Genomic DNA, 17,184 nt, shown 5'->3' with positions numbered 1-17,184 from the left:
ACAAAAATATAAAAATATGCATTAAATAATTTAAATTGAATTAAATTGGCTAAACTACGACGACGCCTACAGAGGATAGGAAGTAGCATACTAGTATGCCTTCCAAAAGAATGGGTAGATAATAATGGATTGGATAAACAGTCTGAAGTTGAGATTGAGTATTCTGCTAGTAGTATAATGATCACACCTGAAAAACAGACACGTATACAGAAAAAAGTTGAAATCTCATATCCATTACCTAAGGAGGAGAATATTATTGCAACAATAACAGGCGCGTATCTCTTAGGTTATGATGTCATTGCAATAAAATCAAAGACTAGTATAACAAATGAGGCCAGAGAGCAGATAAGAAATACTATGAGAAGATTTGTCGGCATGGAGATAACTGAGGAAGATTCAGGAAAGATCACCATACAATTTCTTCTTGATGCAGCAACGTTAAATCCAGAAAAGCTTCTAAAACGCATAAGTTTGCTTGTATTTGGTATGTTTAATGATGTTTTAGGTGTATCATCAGATAAATCAAGTCTACAAGGATTATCAAACAGAGACAATGAGGTGAATCGTCAATACTTTCTTCTTGTTCGATTACTTCGTAGCTCTATGATAGATAAACATCTTGCAGATACATTTAATCTTGAAAGTATTGATTCATTGGATTATAGATTGGCAGCTAACATACTAGAGAACGCCGGTGACACTGTGGTAGAGCTAGGAGAATTAGTCTATAATACTGTGATACCTCAAATCGATTTGGAGAAGATTCATAAAATATTTGATAATTTTGAGGACGCCGAGCAGAGATCTATTTTATCATTTATTAATAATGATCGAAGTCTGGCAATCGACTCTATTCGTTTGCATAAAAAATATCATAACGATCTGGCACGCTTTCGTGTACAATTAGAGAAGCGTAGTCGTGTACCTCTGACTCTTCTTGAGGTATTAACCATGATAGATAGGATTACTCAATCTTGGTCTGATATCGTGGATTTGGTAAAACCACTCTACAAGTGACTAAAAAATAGTACAGAGCAGATGGTCTTTGAATCTCGAATGTTTCCATTTTTAATCTCCTCGATTACTTTGTTGTAATCCATCTTTACTATATCGATAAATTCATCTGGATCTGTATCTTGAATTTTTGTATCCTCTAATCCCTTTGCGATATAACAATGAATTATCTCACTGTTATACCCAATTGAAGGGTAATAGCTAAACATATAATCCATGCTCTTTGCAAGCATTCCAGTCTCCTCTCTTAATTCACGTACAGCACACTCTTTTGGCTCCTCCCCTTTATTCAGTGTCCCTGCAGGAACCTCTAGTGTGTAACCGTGTGGATATCTATCTTGCTTGACTAGTATTACTTGCGAGTTGTCATCGATTGCTAGAATGGCAGCGGCTCCGGGATAATCTATAATCTCTCTAGTTGTCTGTCTTCCTTGAATTGTAACATCATGTACAGAAAGACCAATTATTTTACCTGAATAAATCTTTTTCTGCATAAATTAACTCTGATTTTTACTAATAATTATGTTTGATATTCGCATACTGATTATCTCTCTTGTATAATTTTAATATCATATAACCACATGTTTTTATATATAATTGTGATATTATGATACTAAATGAATCAGAGGTCCTGTAACATCTTTGTGCGTTATTTATAGGACCGTAGAGGAGAATTTGATAAAACATCCAATAACGTTACAGAACCGTGATACTATTCCTTGTCTATTTGTATTAGTTGATAATTAAACAAACTTGATTCTCTAGTTTGCACCCATTATTACAATTAGAATTTTAACTGGTATGTCTCCTGTGTTAACTCCATTATGAGAATATTTAATGGCCTCTACAAATGAATCTCCTGTTAAAAATTCTTTGGTAACAAGTTCTGTGTCAGAAGATTCATTTCCATATGTTACTGAAACTTTGCCTTCCATAATATACGCAAACAATGGATACTCATGGGTGTGGAATCCTGTCTGAACACCTGGAGGGATTGTGATAATTTTTGATGTAATGTCTGCAACCCCTGATGGATATTGTATATCCTGACCAATGACTGTTTTAGATGTCTCTAAAAGTGTAGTAGTGGAAATTTCATCAGCAGCTGTAATAAAAGAAAAACCTGCAAGAGATAAAACAACTGTGGCTATTGCCAGAGGGATTATGATTTTTTTGTTCACTAGAAGACTTTTGATTTTACTGTATTTAAAATATTAGTTTATGGGTTTGTTAATTTTGAGAGACCTATTGGTAGAGAATACAAACGAAATATTACTCAGGTCTCGTAAACTTTACGAACCGTTAATCAAAAATGATTTTATCTATTTAATATTTAACTTTGCAAGTCTTTTTTTTGTATTTTACGTGATTCAATAATATCAAAAGTACCTCTAGGTTTTATTTGATGTATTAGTGGGCTATCCTCACAATCATATATATTTTTTACACGTTCTTTTTCTGCATCAGTGATTTTTTTCATACTATACATACAACTCCATTATATTAAAGGATATGATAATCAAGAGATTATCATCACTAATCTCAAAATAATTGTTAATAAATACCACAACATTAATCGTCTTCGAATGTAGTGATCTGGTTGAATGTTGGAAAGTAATAATGAAGCACCAATTACAAATAAAGCAATTTCAATTTTAGAAGATCAAACTCTATAATTAGATGACGATAATGTAACAGAATCTGATTTTCTCTAATGTTATATGCAAGCGTGTATAATGTATACAGAAGTTAAATGGATAATTTGAAAACAGATTCATCTAATGTGAAAAATCAACAAAATATTCACAAAAAATTGTGGAAAAATATAAAAAAAGTTTAGATACAAACTTTGGGTTGCAAAAAGATACGATTAAAGAAATATTCATGAATGCATATGAAAAAGGACGCACCTTTTATCCTAGTGATCTTGCTAATGATTTTAACTTGGATATGGAACAAGTCATGAAAGCAATGGATGAATTATATAATGAAGGACTAATCGGAGATGCAAAAAATGTCAATATATAAAAACGAAAGGGAGGATGGAAGAGGACAATGTATTGCATATTAAGGTAGGAAAAAAGATAGTGAGCGTATAATTTTAAATTTATTCTCCAACTTGCCTATTTTATCTGGTAATCTAGATGAAACTTTGAAAATTTAGAGTCATCTATTACATCCTCAATCCAGTTATTCGTATAATTGACCTCTTTTGGTATGAATAAATCAGTCCTCTTTACTCCATCCACACGTTCAATCTCATGTAGAGTATCGTCAATCTCAAACATATCTTGTGCATACAAAAATATGACAGTTTGATCCTGTGTTAAAAATGGTTTTTGTACATAGCGATTAGAATACTGTCCATTTAATCTATTCAAAACATCTCTATTGTTCTTCCTTGTCCATACCACTATAGCATACAAAATATATCCAACCAATTTTTTTGGATTTATTTTCAACGTAAACTGAAACGCCTCATTATCCTGTAATTTATTTATACACCGAATTATTGTCTTTGATGATATTCCAGTCTTCTCATTAATCTGACTAGCTGTGAATCGTGGATTTTTTAACAATTGATTAATAATTTGTAAATCTGTTTTTGTTATTCCTGCGTTATAATTAATCTCTGATGATTTAAATACTGAAAGTATCTTGAAATCTTTCATAAAATTACCAACAATTTCTAATTTCTGCTCAATCTCATCTCGTACTATTATTCCACATACTATCACATCTCCAATGCAAGGAATTACAAAGTATGGCTCCCCGACAAGTTTTATCTGTTTTAGCATCTCTTGTTTATTAATTCCAGTACTTGTTATGATAAATGCGTCTCTTCCAAGAGCACCTGGTTCTATCTTCAAAGTCCAATCTTCAATGACACCTAGTTGCAACAACTTGTCAATTCTTCTTTGCACCGAAACACCACCGGTACTCAATTCACTACCAATACTTCGACTAGACATACGGCAGTCATTCAATAATTTGCCTAAAATTTGGATGTCATATCTGTCTATTTTGGTAGATTTTTGTACTAATTTTGTACTCAATATACTAATTTATAGTAAAAATGTCTTAAATAAGTCTTTTTTCAACAAATATATTAAATATAAGACAATTAGTCCATACCTATGGACTATAGAATATTACTAGCCAAACGAATGTTATTTCATAGAAAAAGTAGTTTGATCGGAGCACTATTGGCCGTCAGTATTGGAATACTGGTAATTCATGTAAACTTTGTAATATTTCAAGGGCTCTATGATGCTATTGTCCGTGATACAACTGATTATCATTTTGGTGATGTGTATATTTCACATGAAGAAGGATATATTGAAAGATCAGACAAATCACTAATCACTTGGCTTGAAAGAATGCCATCAGTGGAAGCTGCAACTGCGCGGTTATCAACTACAGCGACGATTGATGTTATAGTTGCAGGTAAAGATATCACAGAACACGGTGTCTTTGTTATTGGGGTAAATCCATTTAATGATATTAAAGCATCTACCATTCATGAAACTGTTGGAGATGGACAATATGTATTTTCAAAAAATTCAATTGTTGTAGGTAATATTGTAGTGAATAATCTAGGCGGTATTAAAGTTGGCGATAATGTGGAATTACTCATTACAGACAGATGGGGTCAAGATCAAAATAAAAATTTTCTAGTTAGTGGAATAACTAATTCTGCTGGAGGACAGGGAGCTGATGATAGTGTTATTGTTCATATAGATACCCTTCGTGACATGATGGCACGTGGCAGTGATTCACAATATATCATGGTAAAATTAAACAAACCCTCACAGGCCGGCTTTGTTCGTGATAGTTTTTTGAGTGCGTTTTCTAGTGACTATATTGCCGAGACTATTGAAGAGTCAGCAGATAAGACACTACGAGGTTTTAGATTTGGTATTGCCATGATTAATGTAATAGGATATTTTGGTATGATGTCTTCAGCATTTGCAATAGTGACTATTCAAATGATGTTGGTAAATAGCAAAACACGTGAGGTAGGAATTCTGAGAGTTATAGGGGCAAGAAGAAAAGATATTCTAATCATATTTATCATTCAAGGAATGCTTATTGGTGCAATTGGAGCCGGTACTGGAACAGCAGTAGGTGTGGCATACACATTCTTTGCAAAAGAGACAAATATGAAATTTGATAACAGTCTAGAGCTTGAAGTCAGTTATAATATTGGGAAAATTGTTCAAACAGCAATAATGGCATTTTTCTTGGCAATTGCTGCATCATTATATCCTGCATACAGAGCAACAAAATTACAACCAGTTGAGGCGATGAGATCTGGCTAGTGTTTTAACGGTAAATAACCTGAGTAAATTTTATGGAACGAATGAAACTCGTGTACAAGCGTTAAGTGATGTGTCATTTACATTACCTAGAGGAGAATTTGTACTCGTAGTGGGAAGTTCTGGTTCTGGCAAGTCTACACTACTTAACATGATTGGATTATTAGACAAACCAACAAAGGGGAGTGTAATCATAGATGGTACTGATACCTCTAATCTACAAGATGCTCAAATATCTTCATTTAGAAATGAAAAATTGGGATTTGTATTTCAGTTTTCAAATTTACTATCAGACTTGACAGTTTTAGAGAATGTAATGTTACCAAAACAGATTCAAGATGATACTAGTAATGTGAAAAATACTGCAATGAATCTATTAAAACTGGTAGGACTGGAAGACATTGCAGATCGCTCCAGTAATAAAATATCAGGTGGACAGGCTCAGCGAGTAGCAATCGCTAGGGGATTAATTAATAGCCCTGTACTAGTCTTGGCAGATGAGCCCACAGGTAATCTGGACTCTAAAACAGCAGATGTTGTGATTGATTTAATGAAGAGCACTGCTAAAAAACTAAACCAAACATTTGTTGTGGTCACTCATGATAAATCACAGTTTGGTGATGTTGATAGAATTATTACAATAAAAGATGGCAGACATTCAGAACAATCCTTTATGATGGAGTTGAGAGCATGATTTATGTTTTAATATTTAGTTTAATGTTATCTGGTATAATAATTACTGATGTATCAGCACAAAATTCAATATTCGATCAAAAATTTAGTGATGTAAAATTTCTAGATGCATATTTTGGTACCACTATTGAAAAAATCGAAGTAAGTCCAGGGGATACAAATGTGCCATTTACTATATTATTTGCAAATGTCGGTACAATAGATATAACAGGAATTAAAGGAGTGTTATCAACACATTCACATTTTTCTCCTAGCGGTACTATACAATTTACAGCCGATCAGACATCAAATCCATTGGCAGGCGATACGTTTTCACTTACTTTTTTCGTTGATATATCTGAATACGCAAATATTGTATCATATCCTGGATCTGTACAACTAGAATATTCTAGAATACGAGAATCAGGAACACGAACATCTTCTATATCTTTTGATTTTAGAATTACAGGAGAGGGTATCTTGGAGGTTAGCACGCCTGATTTGTTCCTAAGTTCACTTGAGAATAACAATGTCACCATTATAATTAATAATTCAGGTACTGCTATTGCATCTGGAATAGAGGTTGAACTGCAAAATACTCAGACAGAATCGAGCACCATGACTAATTTAGAGAATGTGGTGATTTCAAACACGTATTGGAACTTGGGGGATTCAGCTCCGGATTCATCTAGAGAATTTTTAGTACAAGTGTATGTTCCTAGCTCCATTAAAGATCAAACATTCAGAGCTCCACTCTTAATCTCATATGTGAATGCACATGGAGATTTAAAGGAGATAGTCAGAGCTGTGGATTTCTTTATTCACGGCAAACAAGATCTATCCATTTATGATTTGCAAATAATAAAACTATCAGACCAGCCAACTTTGATCGGAGAAATAATTAATGAAGGTAACGAAGATGCGTTATTTGGATTTGTCACTATACAACCACTTGGAAATTCTCAATTACAGGAATCTACAATATTTATAGATGAAATTGAGGTTGATTCTCCAACCCCGTTTAACATCCCACTAAAATTTGAGGGAGATTTCCAAGAAGGAGATCATGACATAAAAATTATTGTAAGATACAAAGATAATATGCGCTCTGAATACTTTGTAACTGAATTGACAACAATAACTCTCCAACCCCTACAAAACACATCCGATGATCAACAGGGAAATTTAATTTGGATAATCATCCTAGTAATCATAGCTGCAGGCATTCTACTATTAATCAGGAAAAAGAGACCGTCTTGCTCAATTCTTCATTTGAATAAGAAATAAAATATCTTTTTACCTATACTAGGCCCCGGCGGCTTTGCAATAAATGGTATAGTGGGAGTCGGTTTTTCTGCAAAAATTCCTTGTGGGCGATATAATAGTACGAGTAGCAGAATAATTCCTAATAGTAGAAAATCAAGCCAGACTACATCAAATGGTACAAATCCTTCAAATGAGTCTTTGAAATAAATTATCAACTTTCGTATTGCTACAAAGATGAATGTTCCAACTACAACTCCCTTGTTATTTGCAAGTCCACCTAGTAAAATCATGAGGAAGGGCCAAAAAGTCCAACTTGTTCTATCGTAAGATAATGCAATGGTACTTCCAACATAAAATGCATACACTGCACCACCAATCGCGGCAAGTGCAGCCGAGACCATGATTACTTTGATTCGAATATGCGTGGTATTCTTACCAAGAGACTCTGCTGTAGTCTCATTATCACGAACGGCCCGTAGTATTCTACCAAGAGGGGATCTAATCATTTTTTCATGATGTATGTAAACAAAAAGAGCAATTAGCGCAATTCCTATTGTTGCTACAGGAAAGCGAATACCATCTGGGAGAAAAGCCAACGGGTCTGGCACTTGTGTTCCAAGTGTTCCGCCTACAAGTGGGGTGAAATTATTTCCAATGACTCGTACACTTTCACCAAAAGCTAATAGTGAAATGGCTAAATAATCTCCACGAAGTCGTATTGCAGGGTATGATGTTATTATACCTAGACCACCACCAACAGCTGCTGCAATTCCTAACGTCAAGAAAAATACTAGAAATCCAATTCCTACATTATCTACAAGCCATATGTTCACTTGAGAGATTATACTAATGTTATCCTCTATAAAATTCCCCTCAATACCTGCAATTCCAGCAAATATTCTGCCCGGTATTGANGCCAGTACAATTGCGCCGGCCCCAACTGCAAGTACTTTACCAAAGTTTGGAATTCCAGTATATCCAAATTCTAAATTTAAACTTAGATTAATTATAACATAAATTGCAAATATTGCAACTAGATTGATTAAAAATATTAGTTCAGGCCCTAGACTCATTTCTCCTCAACCTAGACCAATTAATACCTGCCAAACCTCGCGGAGCAATTAAGAGGGTAACTACAATAAAGATAAGTGGAATTAATGGACGATATGCAAGAATCCATGACCCAAACTCACCGGCTAAAAATCGTGTTCCTAAAATCTCTGTTAATCCAATTAATATGCCGCCAGCTATTGCACCATAAATGCTGAAAAACCCACCAACTATACTTGCTGCAAATATACCCGGTATCAGCATTGGACCTAAATTTGGATCTCCTTGAAACCACATCGATAATAGTGATCCGGCTATGCCTGCAAGACCTCCACCAATAAGCCATGATACTATGTAAATTCGTTTGACATTAATCCCAACTATTCCGGCTAAATCCTCATTCTCTGTAGATGCTTTCATTGCAATACCAAATTTTGTCTTCTTTAACATTATATGTAAAATGATTAATAATATCGCAATGGTAATTGGAGCGACAAATATCACAAGGGGTAAACCTAGAAACTCTCCATCATAACTTCGTAGTGTAAATTCTCTTGATAAAACACGATATGTCCTTATTATGTAATCTGCTGTTATGTTTAGCAGAGCAATAACTATCAAATCAAACGCAAGTGTAGCAATCATTTGTATTGCTTGAGATGCACCTCTCCTAGCAAGTGGTTTTAAAATGAATATGTACAAAGCAACCGCTGTTAATCCAGATATTATAAATGCTAGAGGAATTGAGGCGTATGGATTTGAATCCCAAACCCTAGTTACAATTAATGCAATGTATACACCAATTGTTGCAAAAGATGCATGAGCAAAATTAGGAACTCTAGTTGTAAGGTATGTCATGGTTAATCCTATGCTTAACAACGCCAAGAGACTTGAGAAAACTACCGCATCAGCGAAAATTGGATCTATCAATCTTTCATCCTCGGAAACTCTTATTTTCCTACTATCTTTAAAGTTTTTATGAGTTATTTGTCTATACAAAAAGTCTCTAAAAGTTTTGGTGGTCATACAGTGCTGAATGGTGTAGACATGGAAATTGATGCAGGTAGGATATACCAACTAATTGGTTCTAACGGTAGTGGAAAGACCACACTAATCAATATAATATCTGGCCTCTTTCCATTAGATAGTGGTAGAATAATCTTTAATGGTAAAGATATTACAAACACAAGCTTGCTTGATACTTTTAAATCTGGTCTGGTTCGTACATGGCAGATACCACAGCCATTTACTAGTCTTACAACCTTGGAAAATTTCTTGGTAGCTAGTAAAGGGAATATTGGTGAATCTATTCTGGGACCTCTAAATTTACAATGGAAGAAAAATGAAAGAGAAATCATGAATAATGCTAGTCAAGTATTAAAGATGGTTGATTCTGATCAAAAAGTAGACACAAAAAGCCAAAATCTTAGTGGAGGACAATTAAAATTACTTGAACTTGGACGTGCGTTGATGTCTAAAAGTAAGATGATCCTTATGGACGAACCAATAGCAGGTGTTAATCCTACTTTGGCACATACTATATTTAAAAAAATTTCAGAGATTTGTAAAAAACAAAAAATTACATTTCTAATTGTAGAACATAGACTAGACATCTCACTACAATACGTGGATCATGTGTTTGCGCTAGATGAGGGGAAAATTATAGTTGATGGCAAACCTGATGACGTCATTAATCATCCCAAAGTAGTAGAGTCATACCTGGGGAAATAAATGTCACAAAAAGTAATAATTCAAGCACATTCCCTGAATGCAGGGTATGTAAATAGTCATATTTTATTTGATATAGATTTTGAAGCAAAGCAGAAAGATATTACAATAATTGTAGGACCGAACGGAAGTGGAAAGAGTACGGTGTTAAAGACCATCTTTGGCCTGTGTAAAGTGTATTCGGGGAAGATTATTTTTCATGATGACGATATTACAGGAATGTCTACTCATCAAGTTGCAAGAAGGAAAATTGCCTATTTACCACAAATTAATAATGTATTTGCAAATTTAAGTATTAAAGAGAATCTTCTAATGGCAGGATATACGTTAGATTCGGACACATTCTCACAACGGATAACTCAAATATTTGAAACATTTCCAATATTGAGAAAGTTTGAAAAATCTAAATCCAACATACTTAGCGGTGGTCAACGTCAAATGTTAGGCATGGCAATGGCATTAATTCGTCGTCCTGAAGTCATGTTGTTTGATGAACCAACAGCTAGCCTTTCTCCTAAACTTGCCCAAGATGTATTAGATAAGATCAAACAGATGCGCGATGATTTTGGAATTACGATAATCCTAGTTGAGCAAAATCTCACTCGTGCACTTGAAATGGGTGATCGTGTTTATCTATTTGCCAATGGTAAAAATGTCTTTGCAGGCAAGCCTAGTGAATTAATTAAACATCCTGATCTAAGTAAATTATATTTGGGAATTAATTGATAGAAATAGAATCATCTGTAAAAAAGTATTTTCCAACGACTTTCCATTCACCATCACGTATTCCCCAAATGTCGTAATCTGCACTAGCCAAATCTCCTGCCTCGTTGAGATTAGAGCCTCCAATGGACCCATCATATCTTTCAGCAACATCTCTAATCACACTCTTTATGACTTTGGGATCAGCACTCTCTGTCTCTAACATTGCAAGTCCTACCAACCATACAGAGTCATAGACTGCATGAGCGTACGTATTTGGTACTCGTCCAACAACTTCTAAAACATGATCCTCTATAATTGGAACTACATCATTATCTGATAATCCTACTTGGACTGTAGTTAGTTGTACTGTAGAGGAAAACTCTCGCCCGATAGGATCATCTACCAATCTATAATCCTTTGTGTAACCGTCTGGTCCGAACCATCTTACATCATCTAGTATGTCATGATTTGACGCTGACTGCATGAATTGTAAAACTTCACCAAACGCCAAGAATACAATTGCTACCTTGTCTGCTCCATACTCATCTACAGCTCCTCGTACTTGTTCTGCTAGTAGTGATGTAGACGCTGAAAATTCTGGTGATTCAGGATTGTAACGAATTCCTTCTGATACTGTTCCGCCTCTACTTTGAAATGTTTCTTTTGTAGCTTTACTAAGACCATCACCCCATACATCACCTCTCCACACAATGATGATACTCTCTATTCCTTCAACACTCACTAATTTTGAAATAGCTTTACCTTGGAAACTGTCATCTGGAGCCATACGATATACACTATCATCTGCAATTGCCAATGCAGGTGCAGTTGAACAACAACTAATTATCATCATATTATTAGAATCTGTATATCCTTTGACACTTTTTACATTTGAACTAGTCTCAACACCGACCACAATTCCAACTCCTCTAGCATTAAGACTAGCTATTTTATCCAATGCTATAACAGGATTTGTAGCAGAATCTTCTGAAATTAATACCAACTCCCATTTGGCATCTATCTCATCTAGATACTCGTTAAATGTGACGGCTCCAAGTTTACCAGCTGCTGCATTCTCTTCACCCTTAGAAGACAAGTCTCCGGTTAATGGTAAAAGCATTCCTATGGAAACAGCTCCTGATAATTCAGAATAATTTGTTACGTCAGTAACTGCCTTTTCAATCATAACAGAGCTNGAATTTGCNTCAGTAATACCATCTATGTTAAAGGAAAACTCTAATACTAATAGTACAGCTAAAATTATTACAATTATAGCTACTCCTATACCAATTTTCTTACCTAAACTCAATATTATCCACTCGAATATTCATATTATTAAACTTTTTAATTATATTCGTCTAATACTTTATAATTATTAATTCTGTTATGATATCATGGAGGATAGAGATGCTCTGTTTGACATGATTTATGCAAAATCATTTCAATATACTACAGATATTATTACACTCTCTTCTGGAAGAAAAACAAATTACTATTTTGATCTTAAACAAATAACTGGTAATCCAGTGGGAATTAATCTAGCAGGTAAATTACTGTATGAAAAAATTAAGCAACTAGATAATATCAATTCTGTTGGAGGATTAGAATCCGGTTCCATCTCCATCTCTACTATAATCAGCTCACTAAGTGATAGACAAAATGAATCAAAAGTAGCATCATTCTATGTACGAAAAAATGCCAAGAGTCATGGTCTGGGAAAACAGGTAGAAGGAGTAGTCATCTCCCCTACTGTAATAGTTGATGATGTAATTACCACGGCCGGCTCTGCATTGAAAGCTGTGCATATTCTTAAAGAGATGGACATTGAAATAAAATCTCTACTGTCTATTGTTTACAGAGGAACAAAAGACGATATGAAACAACTCGAACAGAATAACAACATTCCAATTCATACACTATTCTTTGAACAAGAGTTTATAGAAAGGTATGATCAAAGACAACACTAGATTACCTTTCTAGGTCGTGTGCTGAGGTAAAATGCATGTGCACTTATTATAAGACCTGTGAGAAATATTTTTGTAGCAAATATAAGATTCCAAGGTCTTGATTCATCTGGGTATAGTATAGTTATTGCATCAATATCTGGAAACATTCCATCTTTAACACCTGCTAAAACCTCTCCGGTAAGTACAGAAAAATTCCATATTACCTCATACAGACAAATTATTGTAAATCCAAGTAACATTAATTGTACTAGTGCTAATCGGACTGGTGATATTTTACTACTAGTAGTTCTCTTCCATCCTACTCTGGTTACACAATACCATCCTATAGTTGCAGAGAAGAACAACCATGTAGATAATCTTGCAAAATTTTCAAATGGAATGGTAGTATTTGTTAAAACCTCACCCATTACATACGTTCCAGTTCTTAACCATTCGTCTAGCATTGCCCATGTACCATATATCATAATTGATACCATACCGAACGAACAAACATAAAATATGTATAGAAATACTTTGTATCCTCAATCATTTTTCTCTAAATGTGTGGTCAACTATATTCATGTCATATTTGAACATAATAACTCATGTGCCAACAAATCACTCTAGCATAAAGTCTATATGATAAACTAAAACAGCATAAATATGACTAGCGCTCAAATAATTACTAATCAAGGTTCTATTACATTCACATTATTACCTGACCTTGCTCCAGAAACTGTACGTAATTTTACCAAATTGGCCAAAGATGGATTTTATAATGATACACTTTTTCATAGAGTCATACCAGGATTTATGATCCAAGGTGGAGATCCGAATACAAAAACTGACAACAAAGCAAGTTGGGGACAAGGAGGACCCGGTTATACTATAAATGCAGAATTTAATCCAAAATCACACCTACGTGGAGTTGTCTCTATGGCACGTTCAACTGATCCAAACAGCGCAGGCTCACAATTCTTTATTGTGACAACAGACAGTGTATTCCTTGATAAACAATATACTGCTTTTGGTGAAGTAACTGAAGGTATGGATACTGCAGATAAAATTGTAAAACTTCCACGTGATGGAAATGATTGTCCAAATCAACAAGAGGCCAAAATAGAAAAAATTACAATTATTGAATAAAATGATTCTACGAATTCTATTTATTTTACTATTAATACCAATGTCCCTCTCCTTTGCCCAAGAAATTCAAGTCGGTGATCCTGCTACACATAAATCACTTGATATCAGAATAAATCAAGACGGTAATGCTAATGTTACTCATTTGATAAAATCCGGAGGTCTCAATCATGTTATACTAGTATCCGGTGATATAATTAGTGAAATTTTAGTAACAAATGAAGATGATGACACTGTTCAATTTGCTCACTCTGGTAATAATGAGACCATAGTTTTATTTCCACATCGTGATGATATCAAAATTAGTTATACACTAGGTGGTGTAGTAAATCTGATTAATGATACATGGACATGGGAGTATCAATACCTGACCAGTACAAACTTTTACTTTCCCGATCATATTGACAAAGTATACACAAATGATATCCCAATATCCCTAGATGATGTCAAGGGAGTAAAGTGTCATGGGTGTCAAGTAATTCTCGAATATACTACTGATAAATCACGCATATTTGATGTAATATGGGAAGAGGAAAAATTCAAAGTACATATTGACACAGCAGACGAACTGTCCAACTTTGTATTCAATCAGATGACAAAAACCATACAATTTGATATCAAGCATGGAGATCGTAATATTGAAATTATTATACCTACAAAATTACTGGGAGAACCGTATCAGGTATATGTTAATGATGATGAATTTGAAATCTTTAATGTTGAGCAGATAAACAACTCTACTACTACTATATACATAAAACCATCTCTTGGTACTGTACAAATTATTGGAACTAGTGTGATACCAGAATTTCCAGTTTATCTGTTGATATTTGCTATATCTATGATGTCAGTTCTTCTCTTCACTTCTAGAAAGATTATCATCCACTAGCGCCACATGAGCAAAAACCAAATTCATCAATTCTCTTCTCACATATAGGACATTTTTCTCCAAATTCAACTTCCCACGGCTCTTTGCCAAATATACGCACATGATCATTAATCTCTTCCTCTTCCTTTTTATCAGGCATGTGTCATGTGTGTTCAAACTAACATATAGATTAATGTTAAAAATTAATTCTCTCATGGAATGTAATTGTCATTGTATAAAATGTCATGGTGTAGATTTAGATTCTAAACGTGTCGGTCAAATAGAATCTGATGGATACTATTCTATGCATCACACATGCAAATCGTGCAATACACATTTTGATCATCTAGAAGGGGAAGTATTTGATGCGTGTGATATCTGTAATTATTCAAACATCTAAAATTCAATAATTTCACATTTTATATTTTACCTATTACCTTTAAATAACAACTATACATATTTGACATATGAGTGTCCAACCTGTTAGTAGGAACATGCCTGTAGTTTTACTCAAAGACGATGCCACACAAACCAAAGGCAGAGATGCACAAAAAAACAACATTGCAGCAGCTAAAATCATAGCTGATATCGTACATACCAGTCTAGGCCCACGAGGAATGGACAAGATGCTTGTAGACTCGCTAGGTGATGTTACCATTACTAATGATGGTGCTACCATACTCAAAGAAATTGACGTACAGCATCCAGCAGCTGAAAATGCTAGTTGAGATATCAAAGACTACTGACAATGAGGTAGGCGATGGAACTACATCAGTAGTAGTATTGGCCGGTGCCATGCTAGAGAGTGCAGAGTCTTTATTGGATCAAAACGTACATCCCACTGTAATAGTTGACGGCTACAAGAAAGCGGCAAAAAAGGCTAAAGAGTTATTACAAGAGATGGCAAATAGAGTAACTCCAAATGATACTGAATCACTAACTAAAATTGCAAAGACTGCAATGCAGACCAAAATAGTTAGAAAAGAATCTGATAATCTAGCCCGTATAGTAGTAAAGGCAGCTTTGGCCGTTGCACAACAAGAAGAGAATGGATTCACACTAGACGTCGATGAGATAAAGGTGGACAAGAAAGCTGGAGGCAGTATAAAAAACTCTGGCATAGTTCGAGGAGTTATTTTAGATAAAGAAGTAGTTCATTCAGGCATGCCAAAGAGAGTAGAGGAGGCTAAAATCATTCTATTGAATGCGGCAATTGAGATAACAAAGACTGAAACTGATGCTAAAATTAACATTTCAGATCCAAATCAACTCAAAGCATTTCTAAAAGAGGAGAGTAATATGATTAAAAACATGACCGATAAAATTATCCAGTCAGGGGCTAATGTGGTATTTTGTCAAAAAGGAGTAGACGACATGGCACAACATCACCTAGCTAAAAGTGATATTCTAGTTGTAAGACGAGTCAAGGAAAGTGATTTATCTAAATTATCAAAATCAACTGGAGGCAGAATTGTATCGAATCTACAAGATCTTACAGCCGAAGACCTCGGTAATGCAGGACTAGTCGAGGAGAGAAAGATTGAAGAGGACAAGTGGGTATTTGTACAAAAATGTAAAGACCCCAAATCAGTAAATATTCTACTTCGTGGTGGAACACAACGTGTAGTAGATGAGGTAGAGAGATTTGTTCACGATGCAATAATGGTAGTCAAAGATGTAATGCAGACACCACTAATTGTTCCAGGTGGCGGTGCTCCAGAGACCTTTATCGCAGCCAAACTACGTACATGGGCTAAAAACTTTGTAGGAAGAGAACAATTAGCAATTGAAAAATATGCCGAATCACTAGAATCTATCCCATTAGCACTAGCAGGTAACGCAGGTATGGATCCAATCGATACTCTCACTGCTCTAAGATCACGTCAGATTGCAGGCGAGACATGGACTGGAATTAATGTACTTGAAAATACCATATCGAATATGGAGTTTGGAGAAGTGGTAGAGCCTTTGGCAGTAAAGAATCAGATTCTATCCTCTGCAACAGAGGCAGCATGCATGCTATTGCGAATTGATGATATTGTTACCGGCTCAAAGTCTACAGCCCCACCTGGTGGTGGCGGTGAAGGTATGGGCGGTATGCCACCAGGTATGGGTGGCATGGGCGGTATGCCTCCCGGAATGGGCGGAATGATGTAAGTAGTAATGGCAAAACAAGATATCTCTGTATTTCTACTAGGTACAAAATTCCTCTATTTGATACTATTTTTTGGATTCTTATCTGGCTTCTTTTATCCTCTAGTTCGTAACACTGACTTTAGTCCAGTAATTGGTGGGATTTTTATTATATTTCTAGGAATGGCCGGAGCAGGTCTAATCTATATGGGTTCTACAGTACGCAAGTATCAATACGCATACTTTGGTGGTGGATTTGCTATATCAGGTTTAACATGCATTTTAATCTACATCACAGTGAATCGCCCACTCTTCTAGACGTTTATTTCGATACATTCAT

General features: G+C 35.0%; 20 protein-coding genes and 1 pseudogene. 12 read left to right on the top strand and 9 right to left on the bottom strand.

Features of this window, described 5'->3' with window-relative positions; all coding sequences use genetic code 11:
• Positions 1-45: 45 nt before the first annotated feature.
• Positions 46-1,017, top strand: a complete 972-nt coding sequence (locus R1F52_02915; protein ID WOV93594.1) for a phosphate uptake regulator PhoU — start codon at positions 46-48, stop codon at positions 1,015-1,017.
• Here R1F52_02915 and R1F52_02910 read toward each other — a convergent pair.
• The 3 genes from R1F52_02910 to R1F52_02900 all read right to left on the bottom strand — a co-directional run bounded on the left by R1F52_02910 (position 1,008) and on the right by R1F52_02900 (position 2,494).
• Entirely contained in the window at positions 1,008-1,508 is a 501-nt protein-coding gene (locus tag R1F52_02910; protein ID WOV93593.1) for an NUDIX hydrolase, read from the bottom strand. The two genes, R1F52_02915 and R1F52_02910, sit on opposite strands and share 10 nt — an antisense overlap.
• A gap of 267 nt (positions 1,509-1,775) precedes the next feature.
• Positions 1,776-2,195, bottom strand: coding sequence for a cupin domain-containing protein (locus R1F52_02905; protein WOV93592.1), 420 nt, complete (start codon positions 2,193-2,195; stop codon positions 1,776-1,778).
• Between the two features lie 152 nt (positions 2,196-2,347).
• On the bottom strand, positions 2,348-2,494 hold the full coding sequence (locus tag R1F52_02900; GenBank protein WOV93591.1) for a hypothetical protein: 147 nt from the start codon (positions 2,492-2,494) through the stop codon (positions 2,348-2,350).
• Between the two features lie 335 nt (positions 2,495-2,829).
• Here R1F52_02900 and R1F52_02895 point away from each other — a divergent pair, with 335 nt between their 5' ends.
• Positions 2,830-3,042: a hypothetical protein gene (locus R1F52_02895; protein ID WOV93590.1), complete on the top strand. Its 213-nt coding sequence runs from the start codon at positions 2,830-2,832 to the stop codon at positions 3,040-3,042.
• A 95-nt stretch (positions 3,043-3,137) separates the two neighbouring features.
• On the opposite strand, the gene R1F52_02890 is transcribed toward R1F52_02895, so the two are convergent.
• Complete coding sequence (locus R1F52_02890; GenBank protein ID WOV93589.1) at positions 3,138-4,070, bottom strand: AsnC family transcriptional regulator; 933 nt, start codon at positions 4,068-4,070, stop codon at positions 3,138-3,140.
• A gap of 81 nt (positions 4,071-4,151) precedes the next feature.
• On the opposite strand from R1F52_02890, the gene R1F52_02885 reads away from it, so the two are divergent.
• From R1F52_02885 to R1F52_02875, 3 genes are all read left to right on the top strand, one after another.
• Positions 4,152-5,336 carry an FtsX-like permease family protein gene (locus R1F52_02885; protein WOV93588.1) on the top strand — a complete coding sequence of 395 codons (1,185 nt, stop codon included), beginning with the start codon at positions 4,152-4,154 and terminating at the stop codon, positions 5,334-5,336.
• A gap of 70 nt (positions 5,337-5,406) precedes the next feature.
• Positions 5,407-6,027 carry an ABC transporter ATP-binding protein gene (locus R1F52_02880; GenBank protein WOV93587.1) on the top strand — a complete coding sequence of 207 codons (621 nt, stop codon included), beginning with the start codon at positions 5,407-5,409 and terminating at the stop codon, positions 6,025-6,027.
• A complete protein-coding gene (locus tag R1F52_02875) occupies positions 6,024-7,292 on the top strand; it encodes an LPXTG cell wall anchor domain-containing protein (protein WOV93586.1) in 1,269 nt (422 codons plus the stop codon). The genes R1F52_02880 and R1F52_02875 overlap by 4 nt, the downstream gene beginning before the upstream one ends.
• On the opposite strand, the gene R1F52_02870 is transcribed toward R1F52_02875, so the two are convergent.
• Together R1F52_02870 and R1F52_02865 are read right to left on the bottom strand one after the other, a co-directional pair.
• Positions 7,274-8,344: a branched-chain amino acid ABC transporter permease gene (locus R1F52_02870; protein ID WOV93585.1), complete on the bottom strand. Its 1,071-nt coding sequence runs from the start codon at positions 8,342-8,344 to the stop codon at positions 7,274-7,276. The genes R1F52_02875 and R1F52_02870 overlap by 19 nt on opposite strands.
• Positions 8,328-9,251, bottom strand: coding sequence for a branched-chain amino acid ABC transporter permease (locus R1F52_02865; protein WOV93584.1), 924 nt, complete (start codon positions 9,249-9,251; stop codon positions 8,328-8,330). The genes R1F52_02870 and R1F52_02865 overlap by 17 nt, the downstream gene beginning before the upstream one ends.
• A 48-nt stretch (positions 9,252-9,299) precedes the next feature.
• Between R1F52_02865 and R1F52_02860 the strand changes: the two genes are divergently transcribed.
• Positions 9,300-10,052, top strand: a complete 753-nt coding sequence (locus R1F52_02860) for an ABC transporter ATP-binding protein (protein WOV93583.1) — start codon at positions 9,300-9,302, stop codon at positions 10,050-10,052.
• Positions 10,053-10,775 (top strand): ABC transporter ATP-binding protein, encoded by a 723-nt coding sequence (locus R1F52_02855; GenBank protein ID WOV93582.1) that lies wholly within the window; start codon positions 10,053-10,055, stop codon positions 10,773-10,775.
• On the opposite strand, the gene R1F52_02850 is transcribed toward R1F52_02855, so the two are convergent.
• Positions 10,768-12,063 (bottom strand): ABC transporter substrate-binding protein, encoded by a 1,296-nt coding sequence (locus R1F52_02850; GenBank protein WOV93581.1) that lies wholly within the window; start codon positions 12,061-12,063, stop codon positions 10,768-10,770. The two genes, R1F52_02855 and R1F52_02850, sit on opposite strands and share 8 nt — an antisense overlap.
• 85 nt (positions 12,064-12,148) lie before the next feature.
• On the opposite strand from R1F52_02850, the gene R1F52_02845 reads away from it, so the two are divergent.
• Positions 12,149-12,721, top strand: coding sequence for a hypothetical protein (locus tag R1F52_02845; GenBank protein ID WOV93580.1), 573 nt, complete (start codon positions 12,149-12,151; stop codon positions 12,719-12,721).
• Here R1F52_02845 and R1F52_02840 read toward each other — a convergent pair.
• Positions 12,718-13,185: a hypothetical protein gene (locus R1F52_02840; protein ID WOV93579.1), complete on the bottom strand. Its 468-nt coding sequence runs from the start codon at positions 13,183-13,185 to the stop codon at positions 12,718-12,720. The genes R1F52_02845 and R1F52_02840 overlap by 4 nt on opposite strands.
• Positions 13,186-13,363: 178 nt before the next feature.
• Between R1F52_02840 and R1F52_02835 the strand changes: the two genes are divergently transcribed.
• Positions 13,364-13,846 carry a peptidylprolyl isomerase gene (locus R1F52_02835; GenBank protein ID WOV93578.1) on the top strand — a complete coding sequence of 161 codons (483 nt, stop codon included), beginning with the start codon at positions 13,364-13,366 and terminating at the stop codon, positions 13,844-13,846.
• A 1-nt stretch (position 13,847) separates the two neighbouring features.
• Complete coding sequence (locus R1F52_02830) at positions 13,848-14,732, top strand: hypothetical protein (GenBank protein ID WOV93577.1); 885 nt, start codon at positions 13,848-13,850, stop codon at positions 14,730-14,732.
• On the opposite strand, the gene R1F52_02825 is transcribed toward R1F52_02830, so the two are convergent.
• Complete coding sequence (locus tag R1F52_02825; protein WOV93576.1) at positions 14,722-14,871, bottom strand: hypothetical protein; 150 nt, start codon at positions 14,869-14,871, stop codon at positions 14,722-14,724. The genes R1F52_02830 and R1F52_02825 overlap by 11 nt on opposite strands.
• A 307-nt stretch (positions 14,872-15,178) precedes the next feature.
• Between R1F52_02825 and thsA the strand changes: the two are divergent.
• Positions 15,179-16,868, top strand: a pseudogene (gene thsA, locus R1F52_02820) (thermosome subunit alpha).
• 6 nt (positions 16,869-16,874) lie between these two features.
• Complete coding sequence (locus tag R1F52_02815) at positions 16,875-17,162, top strand: hypothetical protein (protein WOV93575.1); 288 nt, start codon at positions 16,875-16,877, stop codon at positions 17,160-17,162.
• The last annotated feature ends 22 nt before the right edge of the window (positions 17,163-17,184 follow it).

This window comes from Nitrosopumilaceae archaeon AB1(1) (assembly GCA_033471095.1).
Classification (GTDB): Archaea; Thermoproteota; Nitrososphaeria; order Nitrososphaerales; family Nitrosopumilaceae; genus Nitrosoabyssus; species Nitrosoabyssus spongiisocia.
Note: the sequence above shows the minus strand (reverse complement) of the source record. Positions and strands in the feature narration are given on the sequence as shown.